This window comes from Williamsia limnetica, from assembly GCF_003217475.1.
Taxonomy (GTDB): Bacteria; Actinomycetota; Actinomycetes; order Mycobacteriales; family Mycobacteriaceae; genus Williamsia; species Williamsia limnetica.
The window spans coordinates 22,966-49,781 of record NZ_QJSP01000006.1 but is presented as its reverse complement, the minus strand read 5'-3'; the positions used below and the strand labels follow the sequence as shown (position 1 = coordinate 49,781).

28 protein-coding genes are annotated in these 26,816 nt (G+C 62.8%); 20 read left to right on the top strand and 8 right to left on the bottom strand.

Features of this window, described 5'->3' with window-relative positions:
* Positions 1-133: manganese catalase family protein (locus tag DFR67_RS11165; RefSeq protein ID WP_211325038.1), on the bottom strand; the 133-nt coding region annotated here is incomplete at its 3' end.
* Positions 134-510: 377 nt separating this feature from the next.
* Here DFR67_RS11165 and DFR67_RS11160 point away from each other — a divergent pair.
* The 8 genes from DFR67_RS11160 (at position 511) to DFR67_RS11130 (ending at position 6,498) form a co-directional block, all read left to right on the top strand.
* Positions 511-1,401, top strand: a complete 891-nt coding sequence (locus DFR67_RS11160) for an alpha/beta fold hydrolase (protein ID WP_110469621.1) — start codon at positions 511-513, stop codon at positions 1,399-1,401.
* Positions 1,402-1,475: 74 nt separating this feature from the next.
* The gene (locus tag DFR67_RS11155; protein WP_110469620.1) at positions 1,476-2,201 is read left to right on the top strand and encodes an SDR family oxidoreductase; all 726 of its coding nucleotides are present in this window, start codon (positions 1,476-1,478) and stop codon (positions 2,199-2,201) included.
* Positions 2,198-3,034, top strand: coding sequence for an alpha/beta fold hydrolase (locus DFR67_RS11150; RefSeq protein ID WP_110469619.1), 837 nt, complete (start codon positions 2,198-2,200; stop codon positions 3,032-3,034). Before DFR67_RS11155 ends, DFR67_RS11150 begins: the two co-directional genes overlap by 4 nt.
* Before the next feature lie 121 nt (positions 3,035-3,155).
* On the top strand, positions 3,156-3,275 hold the full coding sequence (locus DFR67_RS30775) for an ANTAR domain-containing protein (RefSeq protein WP_146240423.1): 120 nt from the start codon (positions 3,156-3,158) through the stop codon (positions 3,273-3,275).
* Between the two features lie 102 nt (positions 3,276-3,377).
* Positions 3,378-4,268, top strand: coding sequence for a DUF5995 family protein (locus DFR67_RS11145; RefSeq protein WP_245937881.1), 891 nt, complete (start codon positions 3,378-3,380; stop codon positions 4,266-4,268).
* Positions 4,269-4,620: 352 nt separating this feature from the next.
* A complete protein-coding gene (locus DFR67_RS11140) occupies positions 4,621-5,418 on the top strand; it encodes a methylenetetrahydrofolate reductase (protein ID WP_342766727.1) in 798 nt (265 codons plus the stop codon).
* 1 nt (position 5,419) lies between these two features.
* Positions 5,420-6,169 carry a class I SAM-dependent methyltransferase gene (locus DFR67_RS11135; protein ID WP_110469618.1) on the top strand — a complete coding sequence of 250 codons (750 nt, stop codon included), beginning with the start codon at positions 5,420-5,422 and terminating at the stop codon, positions 6,167-6,169.
* Positions 6,170-6,312: 143 nt separating this feature from the next.
* Entirely contained in the window at positions 6,313-6,498 is a 186-nt protein-coding gene (locus DFR67_RS11130; RefSeq protein ID WP_146240422.1) for a hypothetical protein, read from the top strand.
* Between the two features lie 40 nt (positions 6,499-6,538).
* Here DFR67_RS11130 and DFR67_RS11125 read toward each other — a convergent pair whose 3' ends face one another.
* Complete coding sequence (locus DFR67_RS11125; protein WP_110469616.1) at positions 6,539-7,771, bottom strand: lipid II:glycine glycyltransferase FemX; 1,233 nt, start codon at positions 7,769-7,771, stop codon at positions 6,539-6,541.
* Entirely contained in the window at positions 7,768-8,625 is an 858-nt protein-coding gene (locus DFR67_RS11120; RefSeq protein WP_342766726.1) for an alkane 1-monooxygenase, read from the bottom strand. The genes DFR67_RS11125 and DFR67_RS11120 overlap by 4 nt, the downstream gene beginning before the upstream one ends.
* A gap of 1,385 nt (positions 8,626-10,010) precedes the next feature.
* Here DFR67_RS11120 and DFR67_RS11110 point away from each other — a divergent pair.
* Both DFR67_RS11110 and DFR67_RS11105 read left to right on the top strand, forming a co-directional pair.
* Positions 10,011-10,619 carry a hypothetical protein gene (locus DFR67_RS11110; protein WP_110469613.1) on the top strand — a complete coding sequence of 203 codons (609 nt, stop codon included), beginning with the start codon at positions 10,011-10,013 and terminating at the stop codon, positions 10,617-10,619.
* 216 nt (positions 10,620-10,835) lie between these two features.
* Entirely contained in the window at positions 10,836-11,588 is a 753-nt protein-coding gene (locus DFR67_RS11105; protein WP_110469612.1) for a hypothetical protein, read from the top strand.
* Between the two features lie 189 nt (positions 11,589-11,777).
* On the opposite strand, the gene DFR67_RS11100 is transcribed toward DFR67_RS11105, so the two are convergent.
* Positions 11,778-12,419 carry a TetR/AcrR family transcriptional regulator gene (locus DFR67_RS11100; protein ID WP_245937880.1) on the bottom strand — a complete coding sequence of 214 codons (642 nt, stop codon included), beginning with the start codon at positions 12,417-12,419 and terminating at the stop codon, positions 11,778-11,780.
* Between the two features lie 234 nt (positions 12,420-12,653).
* Between DFR67_RS11100 and DFR67_RS11095 the strand changes: the two genes are divergently transcribed.
* From DFR67_RS11095 to DFR67_RS11080, 4 genes are read left to right on the top strand one after another with little or no spacing between them, the layout of a single operon-like run.
* Positions 12,654-14,204 carry an acyl-CoA synthetase gene (locus DFR67_RS11095; protein ID WP_110469841.1) on the top strand — a complete coding sequence of 517 codons (1,551 nt, stop codon included), beginning with the start codon at positions 12,654-12,656 and terminating at the stop codon, positions 14,202-14,204.
* Positions 14,205-14,223: 19 nt separating this feature from the next.
* Complete coding sequence (locus DFR67_RS11090) at positions 14,224-15,312, top strand: NAD(P)-dependent alcohol dehydrogenase (RefSeq protein WP_342766728.1); 1,089 nt, start codon at positions 14,224-14,226, stop codon at positions 15,310-15,312.
* 30 nt (positions 15,313-15,342) lie between these two features.
* Positions 15,343-16,620: a cytochrome P450 gene (locus DFR67_RS11085; protein ID WP_110469610.1), complete on the top strand. Its 1,278-nt coding sequence runs from the start codon at positions 15,343-15,345 to the stop codon at positions 16,618-16,620.
* Positions 16,617-17,468 carry an SDR family oxidoreductase gene (locus DFR67_RS11080; protein WP_110469609.1) on the top strand — a complete coding sequence of 284 codons (852 nt, stop codon included), beginning with the start codon at positions 16,617-16,619 and terminating at the stop codon, positions 17,466-17,468. The genes DFR67_RS11085 and DFR67_RS11080 overlap by 4 nt, the downstream gene beginning before the upstream one ends.
* Before the next feature lie 76 nt (positions 17,469-17,544).
* On the opposite strand, the gene DFR67_RS31590 is transcribed toward DFR67_RS11080, so the two are convergent.
* From DFR67_RS31590 to DFR67_RS11065, 3 genes are all read right to left on the bottom strand, one after another.
* Positions 17,545-17,703 carry a helix-turn-helix domain-containing protein gene (locus DFR67_RS31590; protein ID WP_110469608.1) on the bottom strand — a complete coding sequence of 53 codons (159 nt, stop codon included), beginning with the start codon at positions 17,701-17,703 and terminating at the stop codon, positions 17,545-17,547.
* 1 nt (position 17,704) lies between these two features.
* Complete coding sequence (locus DFR67_RS11070; RefSeq protein ID WP_110469607.1) at positions 17,705-18,523, bottom strand: AraC-like ligand-binding domain-containing protein; 819 nt, start codon at positions 18,521-18,523, stop codon at positions 17,705-17,707.
* A gap of 246 nt (positions 18,524-18,769) precedes the next feature.
* A complete protein-coding gene (locus tag DFR67_RS11065; protein WP_110469606.1) occupies positions 18,770-19,612 on the bottom strand; it encodes an alpha/beta hydrolase in 843 nt (280 codons plus the stop codon).
* 272 nt (positions 19,613-19,884) lie between these two features.
* Here DFR67_RS11065 and DFR67_RS11060 point away from each other — a divergent pair, with 272 nt between their 5' ends.
* The 5 genes from DFR67_RS11060 to DFR67_RS11035 all read left to right on the top strand — a co-directional run bounded on the left by DFR67_RS11060 (position 19,885) and on the right by DFR67_RS11035 (position 24,884).
* Positions 19,885-20,721 carry an alpha/beta fold hydrolase gene (locus tag DFR67_RS11060; RefSeq protein WP_110469605.1) on the top strand — a complete coding sequence of 279 codons (837 nt, stop codon included), beginning with the start codon at positions 19,885-19,887 and terminating at the stop codon, positions 20,719-20,721.
* Between the two features lie 24 nt (positions 20,722-20,745).
* Positions 20,746-21,585 carry an alpha/beta hydrolase gene (locus DFR67_RS11055; RefSeq protein ID WP_110469604.1) on the top strand — a complete coding sequence of 280 codons (840 nt, stop codon included), beginning with the start codon at positions 20,746-20,748 and terminating at the stop codon, positions 21,583-21,585.
* A 360-nt stretch (positions 21,586-21,945) separates the two neighbouring features.
* Positions 21,946-22,890: a helix-turn-helix domain-containing protein gene (locus DFR67_RS11045; RefSeq protein ID WP_146240421.1), complete on the top strand. Its 945-nt coding sequence runs from the start codon at positions 21,946-21,948 to the stop codon at positions 22,888-22,890.
* A 76-nt stretch (positions 22,891-22,966) separates the two neighbouring features.
* Positions 22,967-23,932: a helix-turn-helix domain-containing protein gene (locus tag DFR67_RS11040; RefSeq protein WP_110469602.1), complete on the top strand. Its 966-nt coding sequence runs from the start codon at positions 22,967-22,969 to the stop codon at positions 23,930-23,932.
* The gene (locus tag DFR67_RS11035; RefSeq protein ID WP_110469601.1) at positions 23,925-24,884 is read left to right on the top strand and encodes a helix-turn-helix transcriptional regulator; all 960 of its coding nucleotides are present in this window, start codon (positions 23,925-23,927) and stop codon (positions 24,882-24,884) included. The genes DFR67_RS11040 and DFR67_RS11035 overlap by 8 nt, the downstream gene beginning before the upstream one ends.
* Before the next feature lie 78 nt (positions 24,885-24,962).
* On the opposite strand, the gene DFR67_RS11030 is transcribed toward DFR67_RS11035, so the two are convergent.
* On the bottom strand, positions 24,963-25,823 hold the full coding sequence (locus DFR67_RS11030; protein ID WP_110469600.1) for a helix-turn-helix transcriptional regulator: 861 nt from the start codon (positions 25,821-25,823) through the stop codon (positions 24,963-24,965).
* Between the two features lie 101 nt (positions 25,824-25,924).
* Here DFR67_RS11030 and DFR67_RS11025 point away from each other — a divergent pair, with 101 nt between their 5' ends.
* Complete coding sequence (locus tag DFR67_RS11025) at positions 25,925-26,617, top strand: SDR family NAD(P)-dependent oxidoreductase (RefSeq protein WP_110469599.1); 693 nt, start codon at positions 25,925-25,927, stop codon at positions 26,615-26,617.
* Positions 26,618-26,816 lie beyond the last annotated feature (199 nt).

Genomic DNA, 26,816 nt, shown 5'->3' with positions numbered 1-26,816 from the left:
GGAACAAGTACTGCATGGTCACCGTCATCTCACCGAACGCTCCCCCGATGAGCTCCTGAAGTTTATGGGCATACACCGGATCAGGCTTCTCCGGCTTGGCATCGAACTGCAGATAATCGGTATGACGAAACATGTTGGCTCCATTCAACAAATAGCCACAAATGCATGCCCACAGACTCCAGGCACACAACAAGTGCACAGAATGACAAAGGGATGCCGGCCGCTTCCAGACCAGCTCAATGGCCGCCGCAGCGCACCGACAGCATCCGCACGCCGACGGCTTCAGCGGACCAAGCCGTCGCAGAGATGCTGACGTCAGTGTTCCCGTAGACGCGCACTTCAAACCGTTCTGACCGTGCAAAGTTCCGCACCTCGTCGTGTCCATCCTTGCGGCCGCACCCGACACCCATCTAGTAGATTCGTTGCCCGTACACAGATCTGTTTACATTTGTCCGTCTCTGCTCTACGGTGAGAAGTACACAGATCTGTTTACCTACCTGGGAGACCCACATGACACACCCGAACGTTCCTCACAGCGACGCCGCTGCCTCTTCAACCCCGGCGCCGACCGTGTCGTGGTCGACTGTTGCGACGCAAACCATCTCGGTCGACGGCACGGCTTTCGTCTACCGCACGTACGGCCCGGCCGGAGGTACCCCGGTGGTGTTCCTGAACCACCTCGGCGCCACCCTCGACAACTGGGATCCACGCGTCGTCGACGGCCTCGCCGCCGAGCACCACGTCATCGCCGTAGACAACAGGGGCGTCGGCGGCTCAGGCGGAACGACGCCGGCAACCATCGAGGACATGGCTCACGACGCCATCGCGTTCATCGACGCGATGGGTCTGAATATGGTCGACCTGTTGGGGTTCTCGATGGGCGGATTCATCGCCCAAATCATCGCCATCGAGCGACCCGCACTGGTCCGCAAGATCATTCTCGCCGGTACCGGGCCTGCCGGTGGTGAGGGCATCGACAAGGTGACCCGGGTGACCTGCGCGGATTCGATCACAGCCGTACTCCGGCGCAAAGACCCTAAACAAAACCTGTTCTTCACCCGCACTGCCCACGGCATCGCGCAATCGCGGGAGTTCATCAAGCGTCTGGGTGAACGGACCACCGACCGCGACAAGAAGATCTCGGTGCGCGCCTTTCGGACCCAGCTTCGCGCGATCCACACGTGGGGTCTGACGGAACCGGCCGACCTGAGCGTGATCACCCACCCCGTACTCGTCGCCAATGGTGAAGACGATCGGATGGTGCCGACCAGCAATTCCTACGACCTCGCCCGCCGCCTCCCCAACGCCACCCTGCGCATCTATCCCGACGCCGGACACGGCGGGATCTTCCAAGAACACCAGCAATTCGTCACCACAGCACTCGAGTTCCTCCGGGGCTGAGCGCTCCGCACGACACGACGCCCTCGCTCCCTGGGCTCCACTCCCGCACATTCGAAACAGAAGGCCACAACATCATGCCCACTCTCGACAATTCCGTAGTCCTGATCACCGGCGCCAACGGCGGACTAGGCGATCAGTTCGTACACCAGGCGCTCACTCTGGGTGCGCGAAAGGTGTATGCAGCGGCGCGATCTCCACATGCCTGGGACGACGATCGTATCGTTCCGTTACGCCTGGACGTCACCGACGGCGCATCGATCACCGCAGCCGCCCAGATCGCCTCGGATGTGACAGTCCTGATCAACAACGCCGGAATCATCCCCCCGACCGCCAGCTACCTCGAGCTGTCAAAGGACGATCTGCGTGCGAGCATGGAGACCAATCTCTTCGGGCCTGTGCTGCTGGCGAAAGCTTTCGCGCCGGCACTCATCGCCGCACCCGGTGCGGCGCTCATCGACATCCACTCGGTGGCCAGTTGGAACGCTTTCGGTGGCGTGTACAGCGCGTCAAAAGCCGCACTGTGGTCGGCCACCAACTCGCTGCGCCTCGAGCTCGCACCTCACGATGTTCATGTCGTCGGGGTGCACATGGGCTACGTCGACACCGCGATGGCGGCCTTGGCCGAAGGGCCCAAGTTGAAGCCCGAGGACCTTGTGAAGCAGGTGTACGACACCGTCGCAGCCGGCGGATACGAAGTCCTCGGGGACGACCTGACCACCATGGTCAAGGCAGCGCTGAGCGGGCCGATCGAAACGCTGTACCCCGACCTGCAGTCGACCTCCGAGGGAGCTCGGGCATGACCGCATGGAAGGACACCCCCACCCGATACCTCGACGTCGACGGTGTCCGCATCGCGTACCGCGAACTCGGCCCTTCCGTTGGAGTGCCGGTGGTGTTCTTGCACCACTTCACCGCAACCCCGGACGACTGGGATCCCGAGGTCATCAACGGGATCGCCGCAACACACCGGGTCATCGCCTTCGACAACCGCGGAGTCGGCGGATCCGGATCCACAGTTCCCACGAGTATCGACGACATGGCCGCCGACGCCATCACTGTCATCGGCGCCCTCGGTCTCGACAAGGTCGACCTGTTCGGCTTCTCCCTCGGTGGCGGCGTGGCCCAGGTCGTCGCACTGCACGCCCCCGACCTCGTGCGCAGAATCGTGCTGGCCGGCACAGGACCACGCGGCGGCGGCGGTATCGACAAGATGGCCACCATCGTCGGCGGCGCCTACCTCAAGGCAGCCTTGACCCGGCAAGACCCGCGCAACTACCTCTTCTTCCCCCGCACCCCCGAAGGCAAACGAGCTGCCGCGGCATATTTCGACCGCCTCGCGCAGCGGAGCACTGACCGGGTCCGCGCGATCTCTCTGCAGGCGCGATTGGCGCAGTTGCGCGCCATCATCGCCGGCGGCAGAGCAGCACCTGATGACCTCTCGGCCATCACCCAGCCAGTTTTGGTGGCCAACGGTGACCACGATGTGATGGTCGCCAGCGAACACTCGGTGGATCTGGCGAACCGACTGCCCAACGCGAAAGTCGTGATCTACCCCGACTCCGGCCACGGCGGCGTATTCCAGCACCACCGCGAGTTCGTCCCCGAAGTTCTCGCATTCCTCGACGCCCCCTGAATCCGGTAAGTCGTCATCACCCACCGCTGACAGCAAGCCCGGCGTATCCCCGAAGCGCTCAGCCAACATGATCGCGACCTGGGCTACATCTTCGCCGCCTACGCCGCCGTCGTGCTTGATCATGGAACGATACAACCTCGGCCCCATCCAAGCCTTCGACCTACTTCGGCTGCTGTCCCAACACCCCCTGGCCGAGATCGCCCGCCGACTTGTCGACAACGAGCATCCCGTCAACTTGTGACACAGCACGTTTCGTCTCCAGTGGCATGACCAACCATCGTGGTAGAGACGTGACGCCCGCATGCGTAGACGTCTGTGCGCAGCGCAGTTGTAGCATCGTCACATGCCACCCGTGCGTGTCATCGTCGTCATCCTGCTTGTGTTCAGCGGACTCGTCTGCACCGTTCCGGGATCCGCCGGTGCCGCACCGCCTGCCTCATGTGGCAGTGAACCACTGACGGCCGCTGAACAAAATCGGATCGCCGACCTGTCGCGCCATCGCGACGAGCCAACTGCCACACCGTTGGCGCGGCTGCGTCAGCACGTGGCCGATCTATGGGCCATCACCGATCTACTCACCGCCCATCGCGATCGCCGAGGGCTCTTTCCGCTGGGTCTTGCCGCCATCGAACGCGATGCTGTGATGCCACTGCAGAATCATCCGGCCGTGTTCGTCGATCCTCGGTGGGCTCCGGTCATCAGTCTGCGCTTGCTGGACCGCTTCCTTGACGCTATCCACGCTGAGTTCACCGGCGGGACCGCCCCTCCGCAGTGGCGCTACTACTTCGATCTCGCCGCCGACTGCCGGGTATCCGGTGAACGCGTTGCCCTCGCGGGCTACAACTCACACATCACGGTCGACCTGGCCTACGCAACCGCCGACGCGCAAACCGCCACCACTCAGGCACGAGACTTCTTCTTCATCGTTGACACCATTGCTGCACATGGCAATTCGATCGTCGATGCAACCAATGACGTGTATGGCGTCGACCTCGGTCCCCCCTTCCGCTTCTATGCGTTCGGCGAAGGTCTCGACCGAGTCGTCGGTGCAGGTAAAGCCACCGGTCCGATGTTACGAGCAGCCGACGTCGGGTACAACGTCCTCACGTTCAGCAATGGTCTGGCCCTGCAGAACCCGACGACCGCCGATGCGGCAAGTCGTGCCGTCGACGAATTGTGGACCACGGGCAACGCCGCGCTGCTGGCATTCGACCACGCCGGGCTCGTCGGCTGAGTCTCGCCGCCCGCGCGGCGATGGTTGGCACGGGTGCGGCCGGGGTATCAGCGTTGGTATGACAACGCCCAGTTCGACCGGGTCCGATGCATTTCTCGAGTTTCGCGGCGACCGTGCGCAGGGGTGTCCCAAGCGGATGGTGTTCGGGCCGTGCGGCGGCGTCCATGATGATGGGACATGCGAAATGGGTTGGCACCCATGCCCGTTTTCGATGCTGGAACAGCCGGTTTCATGGACTGAGGCGCGTGTCAGTCCAGCGGCGTCGAGTCAGTTGATCGGCGCATCCCGTGTTGGACCAGTCGTCCTGTCGGACTTGTCGGTGCCGGCCTTTGATCGTAAGACGCTGGAGGAAGTGACAACGATTCTCGGTGAGTGCAGCGACGCCGTCCTCGTCGGCGAGCACCAAAATCGTCCCGATTTTCCCCCGACCGTTATGGCTCAGATCATCCGCGGGGCCGGCGGTTGCCCCTGGGTGACCCTGACCTGCCGCGATCGCAACCGCGTGGTCTTGGAACAGGAGCTCATGGGATTGGGTCTTGCTGGGGCGGACGGGGTGTTCTGCGTGACCGGCGACGGCCGCGCCCAGGGTGTCCGGCAGGACGTGACCCAGGTGTTCGACCTCGACGGGACCCGCTTGGCCGCTTTGGCCGCGCAAGCCGATCTCGCTGTCGGCGTTCCTGAAGCACCTGAAGCAGTGCCCATGGGGATCCGGCCCGCGCGACTGCTCGAGAAGCAAAAGGCCGGGGCACAGATGGCGGTGTTGAACCACGTCAGCACAGTCGGTGCCGCGGCGATGTTCGTTGACCGTGCGCAGAGATTGGGCGTCACGATGCCGATCATCGCCGGGGTCGCGGTGTACACCGATGAACGGTCAGCGCGTGTCCTGGCGGCGTTTCCTGGCCTGCACTTGGACGACGGGCAGATCGAACGGGTACTGGCATCCCCCGATCCCGTCGAGGAGGGCATCGAGACCGCGGTGCGCGAGGCAGTGCAGCTGCTCGAGATACCCGGCATCGTGGGAGTGAACCTGTCCGGGCTGGCCTCGGGTGCCGGCGAGGTCGCGGCAGCGAGGGTCAAAGCCGAGATCGCACTCCGACTGCGTGAGCGTCTCACGCACACAACCGGATTGGTCGGTAGACAACGTGGATGAGATGAAGGACGAGTTCGACACCATACCGTTGTGGACAGTCCGGGCCGTGGAAGATCTGGGGCCGGAGTACGCGGTACCTGCGGCCTGCCGGGGCAGCGGCAGTCCGCAGGCACAGGCGTGGTTGGCCGAGCGGCTCGGGCTCACCGAGCGGTCGCTGCTGATCGATGTCGGCGCCGGGATGGGCGGTGCGGCAGAACTCGCAGCGCATCGATCCGGCGCCGAAGTGGTGCTGGTCGAACCCATGCTGGGTGCCTGCCGGGCAGCCAGGCAATTGTTCGACAGACCAACAGTCGCTGCCGCCGGCGAAGCCCTCCCCTTTGCCGACGGCGCGTTCGATGCTGCGTGGTCGCTGGGCGTGCTCTGCACCAGCACTGACCAATTCGCGATGCTGCGCGAGCTACGCCGAATCGTCCGACCCAGCGGCGCGATCGGTCTGCTTGTCTACATCAAGACGGTCGACCAGTTGCCACGCCAACCTGAAGGCAACGATTTTCCCACCCGGCAGGGTCTCGAGAGACTCGTGTCCGGCGCCGGGATGCGCATTGTCGACCGCGCCGAACTCACCGACTTCGACAGCCCACCCGACTGGTGGCAGCGGCGGGTTGCCGCAGTCGACGACCTCCTCAGAGATCGACATCACCATGATCCCCGCTGGCAGAACGCTGCCAACCAGGAAGCCATCATCACCGAACTTCTCGACGACGAATTGGTGGTGGGGACGATGATGATTCTTGCGCCGGTGAACGAGTGACAAGGAACAGAGCCCGCCGCTTCGCCACGTCGCCTGGCTGAGCGCCGGAAGAAGGGTACGCGGTTCGAAGTGGCGTAGGTGGGTACGCGTCAGACAGCGAAAACTCGCCGATCCATAGCCGCGGCAACCTCATGAAAGATGACATGACCGAGAACAAAGACAGCCGGACGCAACCGCACAAAGACCCCGCTGACGTTGTCGACGAACTCGAGGACAAACATGTCCACACACCGGAAGCCGAACCCGAAATCGACCCCGCGTCGTCGACCACCGATGGCACCGGCGACGTGAACGCGGACGAGGCAGGTTCGAGTGAGCCTCCGGACTGACCGGCGCCATGAGCATGCTGGCGTCAGTGCTCAAAGGTGATCAGGAGCCACGGCGGTGAGACTGGGTGAACTTGCGGTGCAGCCACACGTGGTCGGGGTTGGGGCGTACCGGGCGACGCCGGACGCGGTTGAGTTGTGGTGAGCTGTCGATGCGTTGGGCGCAGATCTCGAGTTGACGCAACAGCCAGGCCCGCCGCGGATGCACTGCTATCTGGTAGGCGCCGAGGTAGTCGGTGATTTCGTCACTGAACGCGGTCTTGAACTGACCGACGCCGTGTCGTGGATGCGCAGGGTCGCCGATGGTCGCCGAGGAGGGTGTCCCGTCGAGGTCGTAGCGCGCGCAGCCATGTTCACGAGCCCAGCCCATGATGTCCCATTGCAGGGCGTAGGCGGCTCGACTATCGCCGAGACCGCACAGGGTGGGGTCTCCTGGAAGTTTGCGGACCGAACCCGCCCCCAGATAAAGGGCGGTGGTGCCCAGCATCGCCACGAATGCACCGACCACGACCTCGCCGCAGTGCCGGGCGAGGAACAGCTGCCCGTGGCCGGTTGACTCGTATCGCTGAAACACTGCGGTCGTACTGGCCAGGCCGGGAATCTTGAACCGGCCGCCGCTGGTGGCGTCGAGCATCTCATAGAGCACCCGGCAGTTGTCGTCGGTCGCCGCGACACGGTCAACGACAACGCCTTCGCGCTCGGCCCGCCGAATTGATTTGCGTGCCCGCTTCTTGAAGCGAGCCCACACATCCTGCTGCGAGCCTGTCAGGTCCACGATGACGGTGCTGTCATCAAGCCAGGTCGGTACCCGCACCAATCCTTCGGCGCGCAGCATTTCGGCGTCGTCGGGGTTGGCCTTGAGCTGCGTGCGGACCCGCACAGCAGTGATCTCACCCTGGCGTGCCGCGAAGGCTGCGACCGCGCGAGCAGACGAGATCAACTCGCGAACGTCGCGGACAGGAGGTCCAAAGAGCACCCACAACGCACCAACCAGTGGCACTCCCACCTTGAAAGCGGTCACCGCGCAACCGTCGACGATCAGGTATACCGGGGCTGCACCCTGCAGCTCCATGGCGTCGATGTTGGCGCGGCCCCGGTAGACAGTTCCCTCGTCCGGATTTTGCAAGATCAGCTCGTCCCACCGGCTGATCTCGCCGTCGGTCGCGAACCGTACGCTCACCGCCTGCCCGGCGTGGGAGTGCGCACTGATGGCGCCACCGCTGGTGGGGTCATTGCTGCTGCCACCGACGAGGCCGGCCTCTGGTGCGGCGGTCACCGGGCATCGATGTTGTTCGCGGCACCACGGTCGTACCGGTAGCGCCGGCTCATCACGTCTGCCTTGGCGGGGTGAATGTTGATACGGGACAGATCGCCGCCGTAGTGCGCGACCACCCGGCGGTCCATGACCGCTCGCCACAGCGGCGGCACGGCGGCGAGCAACACCATCAACGCGTAGCCGGCGGGGAACTGCGGCGCCTCCTCACAACTGCGCAGCACCTGATAGCGCCGCCGAGGTCGGGCGTGGTGGTCAGAATGCCGCTGCAAGTTCAGCAGCACCACATTGCTGAACACTTGGTCGCCGTTCCAGCTGTGTTCGGGATACACCTTGCCGGGCTGGCCGCCGGCGCCGGGCGCCCGCAGCAGCCCGTAATGCTCGATGTAGTTCACCGCTTCGAGAACAAGCATCCCGATCACCGCCTGCAGCACAAACCACGGGGCCACGGCCCAGCCGAACACGGCCACGATAACCACGACGATCAGCACACTCGCCGCCCACGACTGCGCAATACTGTTGCGCCAGTGCCAGAACCGGTGCCCCCGGCGGCGGAGGCGAGCGGCCTCCAGCCGCACGCCAGAAACGACTCCCCCGACCAGCGCTCGGGGATAAAACGCCCACAATGACTCACCGAGCCGAGCGCTCGCAGGATCTTGCGCAGTGGCGACCTTGAGGTGATGGCCGACATTGTGTTCGACGAAGAAATGGCCGTAGCACGAGGGTGCCAGCGCCAACTTCGCCAACGTCTGCTCCCCTGTGCCGCGTTTGTGACCCAACTCGTGCGCGGCGTTGATCCCAATTGCCGCGCTGATTCCCAGCGTGATCGACAAACCGACCCGCTCTCCGGGGGTCATGGATTCATGTGCCAAACACCAGAACCCAAAGAACAGCCCGGCGTACTGAACGGGAACAAAAAGATACGTACACCAGCGGTAATACTCATCGGCCGATAACGTCCGCACCGCTTCTTCTGGCGGTCCACTGGGGTCGCGCCCCCATGCCACATCGAGCAACGGAACCACAACGAGCAGTAGGTACCCACCGAATCCCCACAACAGGCCCGACACATTATGGGCAAGCAACCATGCAATGAATGGCCCAGCAGGCACCATCAAGCTCAAAGGCCACAAATAGCGTTTCGGATCCCGCCACAAAACAACGTCCGAACCCGCAGCGCCACTCTCGGCCTGAGCAGAATGCTCCGGCGCATGCCCGGCCCGTCGGCCCTCTCTCCCGCCCACAGCCGCCCCCTCCACGGATTTTGGTCGACCGGAAAGAAGATCATTCTCGGCCACTGAACATCGAACACAAATCAGTTGGGTAACGACATCGCACCCAGACCAATCCCCATTTCTTACCTGTAAGTTCTCCGCAAGAGCAGATAGCGTTACATCATATGGAAAATCCGACCCCGGGAGCCAGTCGAAACTGCCGGTTGCGGGCACAACAGCAAACCCGCCGCTTCTGGACGAGGTAATTCTTGGTTATCGTATCTTGTTTCCGGGGCGACGCCCGGACAAGAGCAATTCTTTGCCCCACCGCACGTTGTCAAGTTTAGTTGACCAGTCCGCATTCGACGGTTCGGCGCCTAGCGCGCCACAGTTGCGCAGCGAGTTCCCCGAGCGGAGTTGCGGCGCCGTCAGTTTCACACCGGCCGACCCTTCACCCAGGGCGGAGCAGGCCGCTCGATGGTCTCTGAATCGATCGTCCTCATCCAGCCAAATGACACCGACCTTCGTGACTGCGGGTCGTCAAGGCAGAAACCGGGCGGTTCAAACAGCAAAATACTCGATGCCCTCGCGCATTGTCTGGAATTGCCGATCCTTTTGTACCGAATAAGCGATGACGGAACCGAGCAGGATTCCACGAGGCCTGCCGCATCGTCCGGGCCGCCGGGATACGAATAGCACACCTCGACTACTTCTCAACGTCGCCGGGGATATTTCTTCAGATGACCCCCCTCGAGTTCTCCGCATATGTCATCGATTTCTGCCATCGAGCCCGCTGCCAACAAGACGCAGACATCCGCTGACCCCCTGCTTGCCGCGCCGAATCTTATAGATGGAACGACCTTTGGAGGGGCCTCTATCCAGCTCAACCACCACGTCCTCGTGGTAACCGGCTTTCGGGCCAACTGGGTGGGCGCCCTACACTCAACGACAATGATTCCGACCCTGCTTTGCAGCGATCTACACGCCCGGGGCTTCGAGGCCGGGGTCGAGACCTTGGAATCTCACAGATGACGGCGCCGGTCGCGGCGCGGTTCTGGCTTCAGCACGCAGCACTTGGTCTCCTGATGGGTGCTCTGGCGGCCCTCGGCTGGCGTTACGCCGTACAGCGGATCGTCATCGATACGGCCCCACCACCGATACCAGCCGACAAAGTTGGGTACATGTTCGTGGTCAAGTCACTCGATTGGGTGAACGGGCCGACGTGGTGGCCGGCCTTCGCACTGCTACCCGCCGCCGGGCTGGCCATCGGGCTGATCGTCGGGGTTCTCGTGGAACGAGTCGCCCGAGAGCGCAATACGCGAGTCCGGGATGCCGCAGCGATACTGGGGGGCGGTGTCATCGGTGCGCTTTGTGGTCTGGCCGGAGCAATCTACGCACATCATGACCCGCCCCAGGTCGGAATCATCAATACTGACACCCCGCGGCCCCCGATCGACGGCAACGACCTCGACCGCTACCCGTTGATTCACGGCGCGCCGCCTCTGTGGGAGCTGGATCCGACCTATCTGACGTTTCCGGCGATGGGCACGCTGATCGGATTGGCAATCGTCTTGATTGCCGCCTACGTTCGGCATGTGATCGCGGCACGCGTCGCCGACCGAAGTACGTTCATCTGACTCGGGGATGGCGAAATGCGGACGCTCGTATTCTCTGCGCGCCAAGAAACTCCCCCGCACCTCGGGTTCTGCACTGCCTGCAGTTCCCGGCGCGCTGCCCTACGTCGCCAGGCCCCCAGCGGCGAGGCAGTATCCGTGCAACTCGCCTCACGCAGACAAAGTGGACGAGGCAGCGGTCACCCAGCTCCGCGTAGCAAGAGCTGCGACACTGCAGGGGTGAAAGAAGCCGATGTCGAGCTGGGTGAATGGATCAGGCCGCAGCTGACCGGGCAGTGGGGAACGGTCGCCGCGATATCCCCTGCGGGATATCTGAATTACGTTCGCATCTTTCACCCAGCAGCATCCGACCCAACTGATCAGCTCTACTCGTGGTCGCACGTGGCCACGGTTACCCACCGAACGATGCACCCTCAGGCGCAGTGGCAGCAGATCGCCGGCGACAGCGACTCCGAACGATGGCCTCACAAGAGTCCGGTCATTGGCCGACTTCATCATTCGCTGACCCGCACCGTGTTCGCCGTGCTGGCCACAAAAACTACTCCCCCCACCGAGGTCTACTTCGGCGTCTGGGAGGGCACGGGCTGGGCAATGCACGACGACCTCACCCGCCCCCTCGACGTCGGCAACGAACTCGATCAACGCATCGCCCGACTCGCACAAGGACCCAAACTCACCCACCCCGGACGAAGCTACGTCCTGCTCCGCGGCACACCGAACGACGCCGACGCAGTCGGCGCCTACCTCGGCGACACCACCATCAGCGCCCACCTCGCCTGGCCAACAGACCGAGCATGGTGCATCTCAACCGACGTCGACTACGACTCGACCATCCTCGCCTGCGACCACGACACCGCCGAAACAATCCTCACCCACCCCGACATCGAAGCCCTCCCCATTCCCCACACCGGGCGACTCGACATCAACGCAGACCACATCAACCCGCCACGCAGCACTACTTTTCCTAGTTGATTTAGTCATTTTCATTGACGGAACCCGTTGTGCGGAGGATTATTTCGCTACCAACGACTCAAAGTGAAAGCTCTGCCGTCTACTCGAATTGTACGTCCACATGGCGGCCGCTTCGATGGAACGACAGTCAGATATCAATCGACAGTTGCCCGACAACCGCCAGGCCACCCGAGATGAGTCGTGAGATCTCTATTGCGAGGGCCTTCCTGTCAGCGGAGTGCAATAGAGAGTCGACCAGACGATCTCGGTCATCGCGCGCGCCAGGTCCTCGTCATAGTCCGGATCGCCGGCGGGGATGACTTGCGAGCACGTGCGCTCGACCATCCAGGACAAAGCAGTGGCCGTGGCATGGGACGGGAGATCCGACCGGATTATGCCCGCCGCCTTGCCCGCATCGATCACGCCCTCGACCTCGGTGATGACACTGTCCATCAAGGCGCGGAGCGTGTCCGCAACACCGGGTGTGTACGAGGCCATCTCGCCGACGGCGTTCATCAGGTGCTGGTGCTCGCGAAACGCAGCGATGATGCCGCGGACCGACGATTCGGTGTCGGCCGGATCGTGCCGGTCGACGACGGTCCACCAGTTGTTGGCGGCGTCGGTGAAGTCGGCAAACGCCTGACCGGTCAGCTGGCGCAGCAGGTGCCCTTTGTCCTCGAAGTAGATGTAGAACGTCGCCCGGGAGATGCCCGCCTCTCTGGCAAGTCGCTCGACGCTCAGTTCGGTGAACGACGCACCGTCCGCCATCAACCGCTCGGCGGCTGCGAGAAGCTGCCGTTCGATGATGATCCGACGCTCATCTCTGCTGATGCGTTTCTTGGATTCCGCCACGAGCTGCCTTCCCGCCTGTCGCCCTGATCAGACGATCAGAGGCCTTCTGTCTGGACAAACACTGCCACGTTGTCTAGGCAGCCAGCTTAGACGGCCTGTCCCGCACTTGAGACTCATCAATTTGGCTCGGACACATTGACTAGGCATGATGTCTAAGCATATCGTCTGACTTCAGATGTGATCCGCACCATAGCGTTCGAAGTCGCCGGATCGCCCTTGTTGAAGGAGTTGTCCATGTACCCAGGCGCACACGCCGCGACCTCGCCGCACAAAGCAGCCGTTGTCGTCGCCGAGACCGGTGAGACCCTCAGCTATCTAGATCTCGAGGATCGTTCGCGACGTCTCGCGCGCCACCTGTTCGACAGCGGCCTGCGGCGTGGCGATCACCTCGCCGTTCTCACCGACAACAACCCACGGATTTTCGAGGTCTATTGGGCGGCGATGCGTTCGGGGCTGTACTTGACCGCCGTCAACCGGCATCTGTCGACTGATGAGATCGCCTACATCGTCAACGACTGCGGCGCAATGGCTCTCGTGGCCTCAGGCGCGTTGCGCGACGCCGCCACCGCGATCCTGTCGACCACCGACGTCGCCGTGCGGCTGGTCTTCGGTGGCGAGGTGCCCGGATACGAATCCTACGAAGACGCGCTCGCCACCGCGTCGACGACACCTTTACCATCGCAACCACGGGGCGCCGACATGCTCTACTCGTCAGGGACCACCGGCCGTCCCAAAGGAATCAAACCCCCTCTGCCGGAGACCCAGATCGATGAGCCCGGCGACATTTACACCGCCGTTTTCGGCCCCATGTACGGGTTCGGCCCCGACACTGTCTACCTGTCCCCCGCGCCGATTTACCATGCCGCACCACTTCGATTCGGCGGAATCGTGCACGCACTCGGCGGCACCGTCGTGATGATGCAACGGTTCGACGCAGAGGGCGCCCTCGCCGCCATCGATAACTACGCCATCACCCACAGCCAGTGGGTCCCGACGATGTTCGTGCGACTGCTCAAGCTGTCCAGCGTCATTCGTGAGCAGTACGACGTGTCCACACTGCGGGTCGCGGTCCACGCCGCCGCGCCGTGTCCGGCCGACGTCAAGCACGCGATGATCGACTGGTGGGGGCCGATTTTGTACGAGTACTACTCGTCAACCGAGGGCAACGGCATCACGTTCATCGACAGTTCGCAGTGGCTCGCCCATCCCGGGTCTGTTGGCCAGGCGGCGGTCGGCGTGATCCACATCTGCGACGACGACGGTGCTGAGATCCCAACCGGAGAAGTCGGCACCGTATTCTTCGAGCGCGACACCGTCACCTTCGAGTACCACAATGATGACGCCAAAACCGTTGCTGCTCAACACCCATCACACCCCACCTGGAGTACGACCGGCGACGTGGGGTACGTCGATGACGAGGGCTACCTCTACCTGACCGACCGCAAGTCGTTCATGATCATCTCCGGTGGCGTGAACATCTATCCCCAAGAGATCGAGAACGCGTTGACGTTGCATCCCAAAGTCTTCGATGTCGCGGTGATCGGGATACCCGATCACGACATGGGCGAGCAGATCAAGGCCGTGGTACAGCAGAGTGCCGATGTGGCCGGCGACAGTGCCCTCGCGGATGAACTGACTGACTACCTGCGCACCCGCATTGCCCACTACAAGATCCCGAAGAGCTTCGACTTCGTCGACACCCTGCCCCGGACACCGACCGGCAAGCTCGTCAAACGCTTTCTGTTGGACACCCATTCGGCGCCAGCATCAGACGTCACCCGCTAGGAAAGGAGTCCTTGTGAAGATGCAAGCAGCGGTTCTCCGAGGCTTTGACTTGAAGTACCAGATCGAAGACCTCGATATCGCCGAGCCCGGCCCCGGCCAGATCCGAGTGCGGATAGCCGGCGTGGGCCTGTGCCACACCGACACTCTGCCCCGCGTCCCTGATCTCACCGCGGGACCACCCATCATTCCCGGCCACGAGGGATCCGGCGTCGTCGAATCCATCGGGCCAGGTGTAGCCGATCTGGACGTCGGCGACCATGTGGTTCTCTCGTACGACTCCTGTGGTCGCTGCCAGAACTGTCTGAGCTCCCATCCCGCATACTGCGAGACCTTCATGCCGCGGAACCTCAGTGGCGTCGGCCTCGACGCTGAAGGACCGGTCACGGACACCGACGGAAAGCCCGTGGCAGCACGGTGGTTCGGACAGTCGTCGTTCGCCACCCACTCAATCGTGGATGCGGTCAACGCAGTCAAGGTCTCCAAGGATCTGCCCATCGAACTGCTCGGCCCTCTCGGCTGCGGCGTCCAGACCGGGGCGGGCGCCATACTCGTCGCACTCGACGTGCGCGCCGGATCGAGTGTCGTGATCTTCGGGGCCGGCGGTGTCGGGCTCAGCGCGGTCATGGCTGCGCGGGTGGCCGGCGCCACCACCATCGTCGCCGTCGATCTCCATCGCTCTCGACTCGATCTTGCCGCCGAACTCGGGGCCACCCATACCGTCGACGGCACCGACACCGACATTCTCGAGACGCTCATCGCGATCACCGGAGGCGGAGCGCAATACAGTCTCGACACCACCGGCGTTCCTGCAGTCATCAGCACCGCCATCAGCTGTCTTCGTCCGACCGGGACGTGTGGCCTGGTCGGGGTACAACTCGGTGACGTTTCTCTCGGTCCCATGGATCTGGCGATCGGCCGAACCGTGACCGGAATACTCGAGGGGGACGCGGTCCCGGGCATCCTCATCCCCCGGCTCATCGAACTCTGGCGGCAAGGCCGCTTCCCGTTCGACCGCCTGATCAAGAAATTCCCGCTCGATCAGATCAACGAAGCCGAACAGGCCTCTCTCCGTGGCGATGTGGTCAAGCCCGTCCTCATCCCCTCCTGACCCACATCTCCGCCCGCCGAAAGGACTTTCATGACGTCAGCATCTGTCACAACCCGCCCCTACGACGACCTCGACCTGTCGTCCCGCGCGTTCTGGTCGACCACCGCGGCCGACCGCGAACGCACCTTCGCCGAGCTCCGGCGCCACCGGCCCGTCACCTGGCACCCACCCGTCGAGGACTCACTGCTGCAGGACCCCGACGATCCAGGCTATTGGGCCGTGACCCGCCATGCCGACATCGTCGACATCAGCAGGCGCAGTGACATTTTCATCTCCGGCAAGGGAGTGCTGTTCGAGAACGTGCCCGAAGAGATGCTCGAGGCGTCACAGTCTTTTCTGGCGATGGATCCGCCCCGTCATACCCTGATCCGCAAACTCGTCAGCTCGGCGTTCACGCCGCGCCAGGTCAAGCGGATCGAAGACAGCATCAAAGCCAATGCCCGCGACATCGTCGGCGAGCTCGTCGCGGCAGGTAGCGGCGCCGACTTCGTCGACCTATGTGCCAAAGAGCTACCGATCCGAACGCTGTCCGATATGGTCGGCATACCCGAATCTGAGCGCCACGGGGTCGCCGAAGCTGCCGACGCGATGGTCTCGCTCGCCGACCCGACCTTTCTGGCCGGACGCAACCCCCTCGAGTTGCTCATCGGATCGCAGATGTACCTCCACGAGATCGCGTTTTCCCTTGCTGCGGAACGTCGGAGCAACCCGGCCGATGACCTCATCAGCAACCTGGTGCACGCCGAGGTCGACGGAGATCGACTCACCGACGAAGAGGTGGCCGCGTTCTTCGTCCTGTTGGCCGTCGCCGGTAACGACACAACCAGGCAGACCACCACGCATGCCATGAAAGCGCTGACCGACTTCCCGGAGCAACGCGCGTGGCTGATGGAAGACTTCGCAGGCCGGATCGGCTCGGCGGTCGAGGAGTTCATCCGCTGGGCCTCGCCGGTGATGACGTTCCGGCGGACAGCGGTCGAGGACTTCGACCTGAGCGGGCAGACCGTCCGCGCCGGCGACAAGGTCGTCATGTTCTATGCGTCGGGCAACTGGGACACCGACGTCTTCGAGCATCCTGAACAGCTGGACTTGAGCCGAGACACCAACCCTCACGTCAGTTTCGGCGGAGGCGGACGGCACTTCTGTCTGGGTGCACATGTCGCAAAGGCGCAACTGCGTGCGATCTTCGACGAACTCCTCCACCAGCTGCCCGATATCCGGGCGGGCGAACCGTCCCTGGTAGCAGGCAACTTCGTTCATGCCGTGCGTTCCTTGCCGGTGACATTCACGCACGGAGGCCAGGCATGAGCGAGGCCCATACGCTGGCAGGTAAAACTCTGATCATCTCCGGAGGCAGCCGCGGCATCGGCGAAGCAATAGCGGTCCGCGCTGCGCGCGACGGTGCGAATGTGGCCTTGCTGGCCAAGACGTCAGACCCTCACCCCAAACTGCCCGGGACGATCTACACCGCCGCCAGGGCCATCGAAGACGCCGGCGGCCAAGCCCTCCCGATCGTCGGCGATGTCCGGGACGATGAATCCGTCGCCGACGCCCTCGCTCAGACCGTCCAACAGTTCGGCGGTATCGACGTCGTGGTGAACAACGCCAGCGCTCTGGACCTCACCCCGACCGAGCACATCAGCATGAAGAAGTACGACCTGATGCAGGACATCAACGCACGCGGCACATTTCTGTTGTCGAAGACGGCGATCCCGCATCTACGAGACGCGGCCAATCCTCACATCCTGACGTTGTCGCCGCCGATCACGCTCGATCCCAAATGGTTCGACGGTGTCCCAACTGCCTACACGATCTCGAAGTTCTCGATGAGCCTGGTCACCATCGGGTTGTCCCAAGAACTACGCGGCGACGGCATAGCCGCCAACTCTTTATGGCCACGAACCACCATCGACACCGCCGCGGTCCGCAACGTCCTGGGCTCAGATCTGATCGCCCGTAGCCGCAGCACCGCCATCATGCGCGACGCCGCCTACTCCATCATCACCAAACAGGCAAAAGAGGTGACGGGGCAATGCTTCATCGACGACGAGGTGCTGGCAGCCGACGGCATCACCGATCTCTCGCCCTATCGGTCGTGTGCGTCCGAAGACGATCTGGAACTTGATTTCTGGATGACACGCGCTGCTTCGCGGTAGCCAGGTGGTGCAGCAACTCCCGCACCTGAACCTGACACGACACGACACCAACAGCGACCAGTACGCCTGAGTTCGCCTATTGGCCCTCGACGTAGCTTGGGGCGCGTTCGCCCGATGACATCTGCCGCCACGTCCGGGGCGACAGGCCGTACATTGTCCTGAAGCGTTTGCTGAAGTACGAGCTATTGGTGAAACCACATCGTCGTGCAATGGCAGCTATCGGCACATCACGCATCTCATTTGCGCGACAACTCCTCGCGAGCTCGCTCCAAGCGTTCGGAGATTATCCATTGCTCGAGGCTTATGTCAGCTCTTGCGCAGAGTCGGTAGAGCTGTCGCGGCGAAATGTCATGGGCGTCGGCGATGACGTCGGCGTTGAGTGTGTTGTCGGCGAGGTGCTGTTTGACGAAAGCCCTGATTCTGGGCATCAGCAGCTCATTGAGCGCATCGCGCGCGTAGTCGGTGTCGTACGCCGAGACCAGGAGGGTGCGGGTGAGTTCGATACTGCTCTCACCCAGCACAGACGCGGCTGAGCTGGTGCTGAGCACGTCGCCTTTAGCTGTCATTTCCGATAGATGAATGGCGACCATCTCATATATTGGACTTGCTCGTAGTCGCGACGCGGCGTTGCGGATCATCTCGTGTCGAAGGCCAAGCGCGTCGACCGGGACGTGCAGGCATTGTGATGCGCCGCCGCCCTCGAGTTCGTAGGTGTAAGCGGAATTGAGGTCCATCACCATCAACTCGTTGGGCAACACTCTCACTTGCGCCCCGAACTGCTCTTGTTTACCGATGCACCCCTCGTGCATCGCGATCGCGAGCATGTCCCCTGGCCCTGCGTCGATTTGACGCCGGGTCCGAATGAGTCGGAAGCCCGTCATCTCAGAGCGGAAGATTCTTGCGTTGCCGAATTGCCACACGTGCATCCGCGACTCGACGCGCGCAGCGTCTTCTAGCTCGACGGTCGACGGGACCGACTGCTCTTGCATCGCTGCGCAGGTCGCCTCAACTTTCTCCGCCGGCGTGAGGCCGTCCGTGCTGAAAACGACGGCCACTTCTCACCTTCAATCAGCGTCGAAACTGTGTACTTGTCGATGCCCTGGAGACCGGCCCTGACCCAGACCGACCATCCTGGCCAGAGTGCGCCGCCGACGTCAGAGAGACCGCGCTCCGCCTCGTCGTCCAACTGTAGCCAGTGCATCGCGCACGCGTGCTGACGTCGGCACTCAAGGAACATTTTCGTGCGCTAACAGTCAGATGGGATTCTGGTCCCGCCGATCTCCCATGTCACGCGATGCCTGTTACCGGTGGGTCTCCTGCGCGGCGCCGATAACGATGTCGATGACTTCAGACGGCTGGGATACGAGGGACGCGTGTGAAGCATCTATTTCGGTGGTCCGTCCCGGCGCTGCACGTGAGGACATGAATCGTTGCGAGGCCGGCGGAATCACGCGGTCTTGCTGAGACAGTAGGTACCAGCTGGGTACGGTGCGCCATGAGGGCGCTCCGGAGGGTTCGAGGTTGGCCACGAGTGCGGCGGATTTCTGGTGGGCGAACATATCAGCGGCGACGTCACTGCTGACGTCCTGGGCGAACACCTCATGGAAGTAGGGCTGCCCGATGTACCCGTCGATGTTCTTTCCGCCGATACCGGTGGGATCGTCTACGAGCTTGAGCTGCAATGCCGGCGGCAAGATCCGGCTACCGGGGAAGGTCAGTGGGTTGAGCAGTCCCTGCACGAACTCACCCTGATCGGGGGCGAAGGCAGCGATGTAGACGTTGGCGACGACGTCGGGATCGTGGGTGTTGGTGATGACAGCTCCACCGTAGGAATGTCCGACCAGGACGATCGGTCCTGAGATCATGGCCAAGTGTCGTTCGAGTTGGGTCGAGTCATAACGCGGACCGCGCAGCGGGTTGTCGAAGGTATGAACGGGGTAGCCCCGTGCCGACAGGTTCGCAGCGACATCGCGCCATCCTGACGCATCTGCGAAGGCTCCGTGAACCAAGACGATGGTGGGTTTGCTGCTGCCTGAGGCCGTTGCTGGTATCGCGGTGAAGCCGGCCGTTGCGAGTATGAGTAGGAATACCGCGGCGACGCGGAGGATCAACGTGGTGCAGGACGCGGCCTGTGTCGATGGCATGGAAGGTGCCCTTTCGGTCTGGTGTCCAGGACCTTACGAGGAACTCAGTGCGCCGATCTGCTTGTGAGTGCACGGTTTTGTGCTGTCGGCGTCGGGAGGGGGCAAGGACGACGACTGTTGTCTCCCCATGTTTCTTGCCCGTGCTGGCAGAGCACACAAGCGTGCACGCACAGACAGATCGGCAGTTGCGGGAGCACGTACGTTGTCTGTCATCAGAAAGACCCCGGTCACTCTGATCGACAGCTCACACTCTCGCAAAGGAACAAATCATCATGCCGATGTTCTGCACGCTAGACGGCACCGACATCTACTACAAGGACTGGGGCTCTGGTCGTCCGGTCATCCTCAGCCACGGGTGGCCGCTGAACTCGGACAGCTGGGAGGCACAGCAGCTGTTTCTCGCCACCCACGGCTACCGCGCCATCGCTCATGACCGCCGCGGTCACGGACGATCCACCCAATCGTGGAACGGAAACGACATGAACACCTACGCAGACGATCTCGCCGCGCTCATCGAGGAGTTGGATCTGCACGAGGTGACGTTGATCGGGTTCTCCACCGGCGGCGGCGAGGTGTCGCGGTACGTCGGCCGCCACGGCACCCGCCGAGTGGCGCAGATCGTGCTGGTCTCAGCGGTGCCCCCGTTCATGCTCCAGACCGACGACAACCCGAACGGGGTGCCAGTGGATGTGTTCGACGGTATCCGGCAAGGCTCGTTGACCGACCGATCACAGACCTACCGCGACTTGGCTGATGGCCCCTTCTTCGGCAACAACCGGCCCGGCCAGAACCCGTCACGAGGGATGCGAGATGCATTCTGGCGCCAAGGTATGCAAGCCGGCGCCCGCAACGCCTACGAGAGCATCGCCGCGTTCTCTGCGACCGACTTTCGCGACGACCTGGACACATTCGACGTCCCCACCCTGGTCATCCACGGCGATGACGACCAGGTGGTCCCAATCGAAGTCGGCGGCAAAGCTTCCGCAGCCCGGATCACAAACGCTGAACTGAAGGTGTATCCCGCTGCACCACATGGCATCACCGACACCCACAAAGACGACCTGAACAACGACCTGCTGACATTCCTCAACACCTACACCGCCGCCTGAGCGGCGAGGATCGGAGACCACGCCATGACACCTACGACCGCCCCCGACACGATCGTCCTCATCCACGGACTCTGGGTCACCCCACGCAGCTGGGAGAACTGGGTCACCCACTACAAAAGCAAGGGGTACCGCGTCATCACGCCGGCCTATCCCGGCTTCGAGATCGAAGTGGAAGCACTGCGGCACAACCCCGATGTCATCGCCACACTCACCGTCCCCGAAACCGTCAACCATCTCGCCGGCATCATCGAGAACTTGCCGGCTCCACCCATCATCATGGGCCACTCGTTCGGTGGGGTCATCACCCAACTGCTCGTCGATCGCGGCCTGGGAGCAGCCGCGGTGGTGATCGACTCCGCACCCACAGAAGGGGTTCGAGTTCAACCTCCCTCTCAAGCAAAATCACTGCTACCCATCCTCAAGCGATTTTCCAACCGCCACAAAGCCGCTGGCTTCACAGCCGAACAGTTCCACTACGCGTTCACCAACACACTCGACGACGCCGGCGCCCAGGCCGCCTACGACCGCTACGCCATCGCAGCACCCGGATCGTGGGTGTGGAAGTACGGCGTGTTCGCGAACTGGACCCCCGGCCATCAAGAAACCTGGGTGAACTACAAACGCGACGAACGCGCTCCGCTGTTGTTCATCGCCGGCGGCGCCGACCACATCATGCCGCCAGCGGTCAACAAGTCGAACGCACGCAAGTACCGCAAGTCAGCCGCGGTCACCGACTACTACGAGTTCCCAGGAAGATCGCACTGGACATGCGCCGAACCCGGCTGGGAAGCAGTGGCCGACTACGCCCTGGACTGGGCAGTCGCACGCACCTCGGAACCCACGCCGACTGCTTTGCCCCACTGACCCGCGTCTGGCTCACAACCAAGGACTGACAATGACCACTAGCACGTCAATTCCCGGATACACCTTCGCCGAACCGGTACCCGCGATCCCCTGCGTTACCTGATCGCCTTCATCTACCCCATCGCTGCCCAGCATGCGGCCCTTCCTCGCCGCCGGCGGCCACAGCGACATCGAAGTCGACGCGATGTACCAAACCTGGTGACCCCTCGCACGGCGGCCGCGACCCTGCCGCCGCGCGGGGGGCTACAACCGGCTGATCAACAGTGCACAGTTCTGTACTCACAGCGCACACCCACCGCCCTGGTCTTCAAAGCGACGTATCTTGTTCGCAATCACACCAGCGTTCAGCAGGAGTCAGAGATGGCCGTCGTCTTCGACAGCTCCACCTATGTGCACGCCGACAGGATCGACGCCGCCCGCACCACCTTCGACGAACTATCAGCCCCAGCCACCGTCGAGTTCGGCACCCACCGGGCCATGGCTGCGGTCATGGAGTCATGGAACTTCGGCCAAGTCAACATGTTTCGTGCCGAAATGACCGCCACGCGCCTTACCCGCACGCGCCGGAACATCAACCAAGGCCCCGCAGGTGTCCTGGCCCTGGCGTTCCACGAGTACGGGACCGGTCAATTCGAACAGCACGGTCAGCAGCGGTTCGTCCACCCCGGCGACCTGATGATCGTGGACCTCGATTCTCCGTACGTTCTCGACTGGCCCACTCGAGGTCGATCCCGGGCAATCCACGTCCCCTACGATCTCATCGGTTTCAGCCACGAGGACTTTGCTCACGTCGCCCGACACCTCGAATCGAACCCGCTCTACGACATCGTGAGGCGCCACATCATCGAACTGGACATCAACCGCGACCACGAGATCTCCGGCAACTCGAGCCATGAGCTGGGTGAGGCCACCGTCTCCCTCACCCGCGCGCTCGTCACCGCCGGACTCACCGAGCAACCCCAAGCACAAGATTCCCGTGTCGCGCTCATACCCCGGATCCAGGCCGACATCCGCGCCCGGCTGCATGACCCCGGCCTCACCGAAAGATCTCTCGCCGACCGCTTCGGATTCACGACGCACGAGCTCAAGAAACGGACCTGCGATCATGGCTTCGACATCGACCAGTGGATTATCGCCGAGCGCCTGACCGAGGTCCGTGCAGAACTGCTGGAATCCAGAAGGCCCCCCGATGCACGCATCGCCCGGAGGTGGGGCTTTGCCGACCAACAACACCTTGAGCATGCGTTCGCAAGCACATACGGTATGAGCATCCAGCAGTGGTGGGAGATCCGCGATGAAGACTGACCCAACAGTTGCCACCCCCGAACCGGGTGCACCCACGACCAGACCCCGGCAATCGTGCAACCGGCGGTGAGCCATCATGGCGATCATCTATCAGGCCACCGAGGTACCCGTCCACGAGCGTGAAGCCGTTCTACGATCCGCATTCGACGGTCAGAGTTGGCCGACCACCGTCGACCTCGGAAACGCTGACAGCGCCGACCATTACATGCACGCGTGGGAGTTCGGACAGACAAGTATCTTTCAAGCGGATCTCACAGACCTGCGACTGGGACGCTCACCCAAGCAAATACGCGTCGGGCCATCGGAGATGCTCACCATCGCCCGCCAACAAAATAGCGTCGGCAAGCACGATCAGTTCGACGACCGACGAACGGTCGACACCGGACAACTGATGATCGTCGACATGAATGAGCCCTACCAGTTCTCCTACGACGGCCGCGGAGCATCGCAGGCTTTCTACCTTCCCCTCGAGCAGATGAACCTGCCGCGCACAGTTGTCAAAGAAGCAGCCGCCCGACTGCCCGCGAGTCCGCTCTACAGTCTGTTCAGTTCCCATATCAACGAGTTGACGAACATCGGTGACGCCATCGCCGGCACAGACGCAGCCAGCGCGGTTGGTGAGTCGAGCATCGACCTCGCCCGCACACTGATCGCCTCAGCCTACGACCCTGACTACGCGCGGAACATGATGGCGGAGGTACTTCTGCCCCGCATCCGCGGATACATACGCCAGCACCTGTGCGACCCGAATCTGTCCGCCGACACGATCGCCCACGCTCACAACATATCCACCCGCAAGCTGTTTCGGCTGTGCGAAGACGCCGATTTCAGTCTCGAACAATGGATCATCACCAACCGTCTCCAAGGCACCCATGACGAACTAGCCCGGCCTGAGACCCGCGCACTGTCCATCGCCGTCATTGCCCGTCGATGGGGATTCGGCAATCCGTCATACTTCGCCCGGCGCTTCCGCACCATGTACGGCCTGAGCCCCCGAGCCTGGCGCGACCTCGCCGCAACTCAGGCGCCACCCCATGTCTGACACACCGACATGCGCAGGCGTCGCACCACACCTCACCATCTCCACCACCCATCGAGGTCTTGGCAGCCGCACCGTGAACAACTGGACCCTCGGCAACGAATCCACACTCATGCACGTGCGCTACCAGGCCCTCGCCGTCTCCAATCTCCGGCAACGCAACACAGATCCCAGACAGCGACTTGTCAGCATGGCGGTGCTCGCCCCGGGTCATTGGACATTGACCCAGGCCGGCACCACAGTGCCCCAACAACGTGACCGTCCGACACTGGTCATCATCGACCAGTACGATCCGTTTGACTTCCGGGACCACGGCAGCGGGTCGGCGACCATCCTTCACACCTCCTACCCGAGGTTGACGCTATCCCCCGAAACCGTTCACCGCGGAATGCACAAGCTCAGTGCGGATCTACCCCTTTACGCACTGATGCTCAACCATCTCCAGCAACTCGGCGTCATCGCCACCACCGGGGGAAACGTCCTGCCCGACCTGGCTGCCTCCACCATGTCGCTCGTGCGCTCGCTTCTACTCAGCGCGGCCGACAGCTCCCCTACCACCGGCCCTACGGACGCTCTCGTGCAGACGATTTCCCGTTATATCGACGATCACCTCTACGACGCTGAACTCTCCGCCGACTCGATCGCCGCTGCGCACAACATCTCACTTCGGCAGCTCTACAAAATGTGGCCCGACATCAACGGACCGTTGGCCGGTTACATCATCGACCGCCGCCTCCAACAAGCCCGCAGCACATTACTCACGCAACCCAACCTGAGCATTGCCGCCATCGCCCACCAGCACGGCTTCACCCAACCCACCCACTTCGCACACCGATTCCGCAGAACGTTCGGCATAAGCCCCAGCCAATGGCGACGCCAGCAATCTCCTCGATCACGCATCGACGACGTCACGCCCGCCGATCAGAAACTCACACCAAACCTGCCCTTGTCGTGAGTAACTGTCACGCAGAATCATTCGTCATCACTGACGGCATGGAACCTCGACCAGCCACCTGCCTCGCGTCGTGTCAAATCAGCGGTGGGCGGCCTCGGACACACCGGACAGGAGCGCCAGCCGAAGCTTGGTTTCGTCTTCGGTATCCGCTGCAGCGGTCAAGATCACGATCTTCAGCTCTGCGTCACCATCGGTGAGGACGTCGCAGTCCACCGTGATCGGCCCAACGTGGGGATGCTCGATGATCTTGTGCGACTCCCGATGCGCTCCGACCTTGCCGGAGGCCCACAGTTCGGCGAAACGCGCGCTACCGGCAGTGAGGGAGTCGATCAGCTTGATCAAGCGGCTGTTGTTCGGGAAACGCCCGGTGGCTCGGCGCAGGTCCGACACGATGGCTTCTTCGGCAGTATCACCAGCGAGGGTTGTCACGGGCCAGCGCGCCAGCGTCGGGTTGTCATCGGCGACGAAGGTGTCGCGGGCGAAGTTGCGGAGCGCCGGTGGAGTTGATGACGGATCACCTACGAGAGCCGCCCAGCCTCGGTTCCACCAGATCAGCTGCCAGTCCGCAGCAAAGACCGCGACCGCAGTGTCACCGAGCCGGTTCAGGACGCGGTGGACGCCGGGCGGGATGTGATCGGAGATCTCGTCGGAACCGGGAGGGACGTGACCGGCCAATCTGTACAAATGATCTCGCTCCGCATCTGTCAGTTGCAGTGCCCGACCAAGCGATGCGATCACTTGCGTCGACGGTGTCGTCGCCCGGCCCTGCTCGAGCCGCACAACGTAGTCGACGGACACACCGGCAAGGTCGGCGAGCTCCTCCCGTCGCAGCCCTTTGGCACGGCGGGCATGCCGCTCCGGCAGCCCGGCGGCGGACGGTGACATCCGGTCACGCCAGGCGCGCAGGTTTCCGCCGAGATCGGTCGGATGAGTGTTCACTCCTCGATTGTGCCCCGCCGGCAGAGTTCGAAGGTGGTACTCCTGTTCCTACCGTCGAACCATCTCTGGTGAGCGGTCGCTGTCCAGCACATGCTGAATGCATGACAATCACCTTTATCACCGGAGCCAACAAGGGCCTGGGACACGAGACCGCTCGACGCCTCATCGAACAGGGTCAGACCGTTCTGATCGGAGCCCGCGACAGCAGTGCAGGTTCTGCGGCTGCCGATGCGCTCGGAGCTCGATTCGTCCAGATAGATGTCACCAATGACCAATCGGTGGCCGAGGCTGCAGACAATGTCGCGCAACACGAAGGGTCGATCGACGTCCTCATCAACAACGCCGGCGTCGCGGGGCCGATGGGCGACCCAAGCGACTTGACCGGGGCCGACGTACTGGGTGTTCTCGATGTGAACGTCGCCGGTGTGGTCCGGACCACCACGGCCTTTCTTCCCCTCCTCAAGCGGTCCGAGGATCCCGTCGTCATCAACGTCAGCAGTGGAATGGGATCGCTTGCCGCGACGCACGATCCGACTCGTCCCGAATCGCACGTCGTCGCCCCGATATACACAGCCTCAAAGGCGGCGCTGACCATGCTGACGACGCAGTACGCAAAAGCTCTGGTGGGCATCCGCATCAACGCTGCGGATCCCGGTTACACCGCAACCGATTTCAATGGGCACTCCGGTCACCAGACCATCACCGAAGGTACCGACGCGATCGTCGGCCTCGCCACCGAGGGGCCCGGGCACGGATCCGGTCGATTCGTTGACCGGGAAGGCGAGATCAGCTAGTCCTGAACAGGAATCGGCGCGCATAACCGCGTACGTGCACCGAACTGCGCAGCAGATCGGCGGTTCCACAGTCTCGCTCATCGACTCAGGCATCAACCGACTGGCTGTTGATGCCCTTCATGTCGACCCACCTGTCGAACTCTGCCAGGACCGCTGGCATGAAGGGACCACCAATCATCAGGTGATCCGAGCCTGCCAG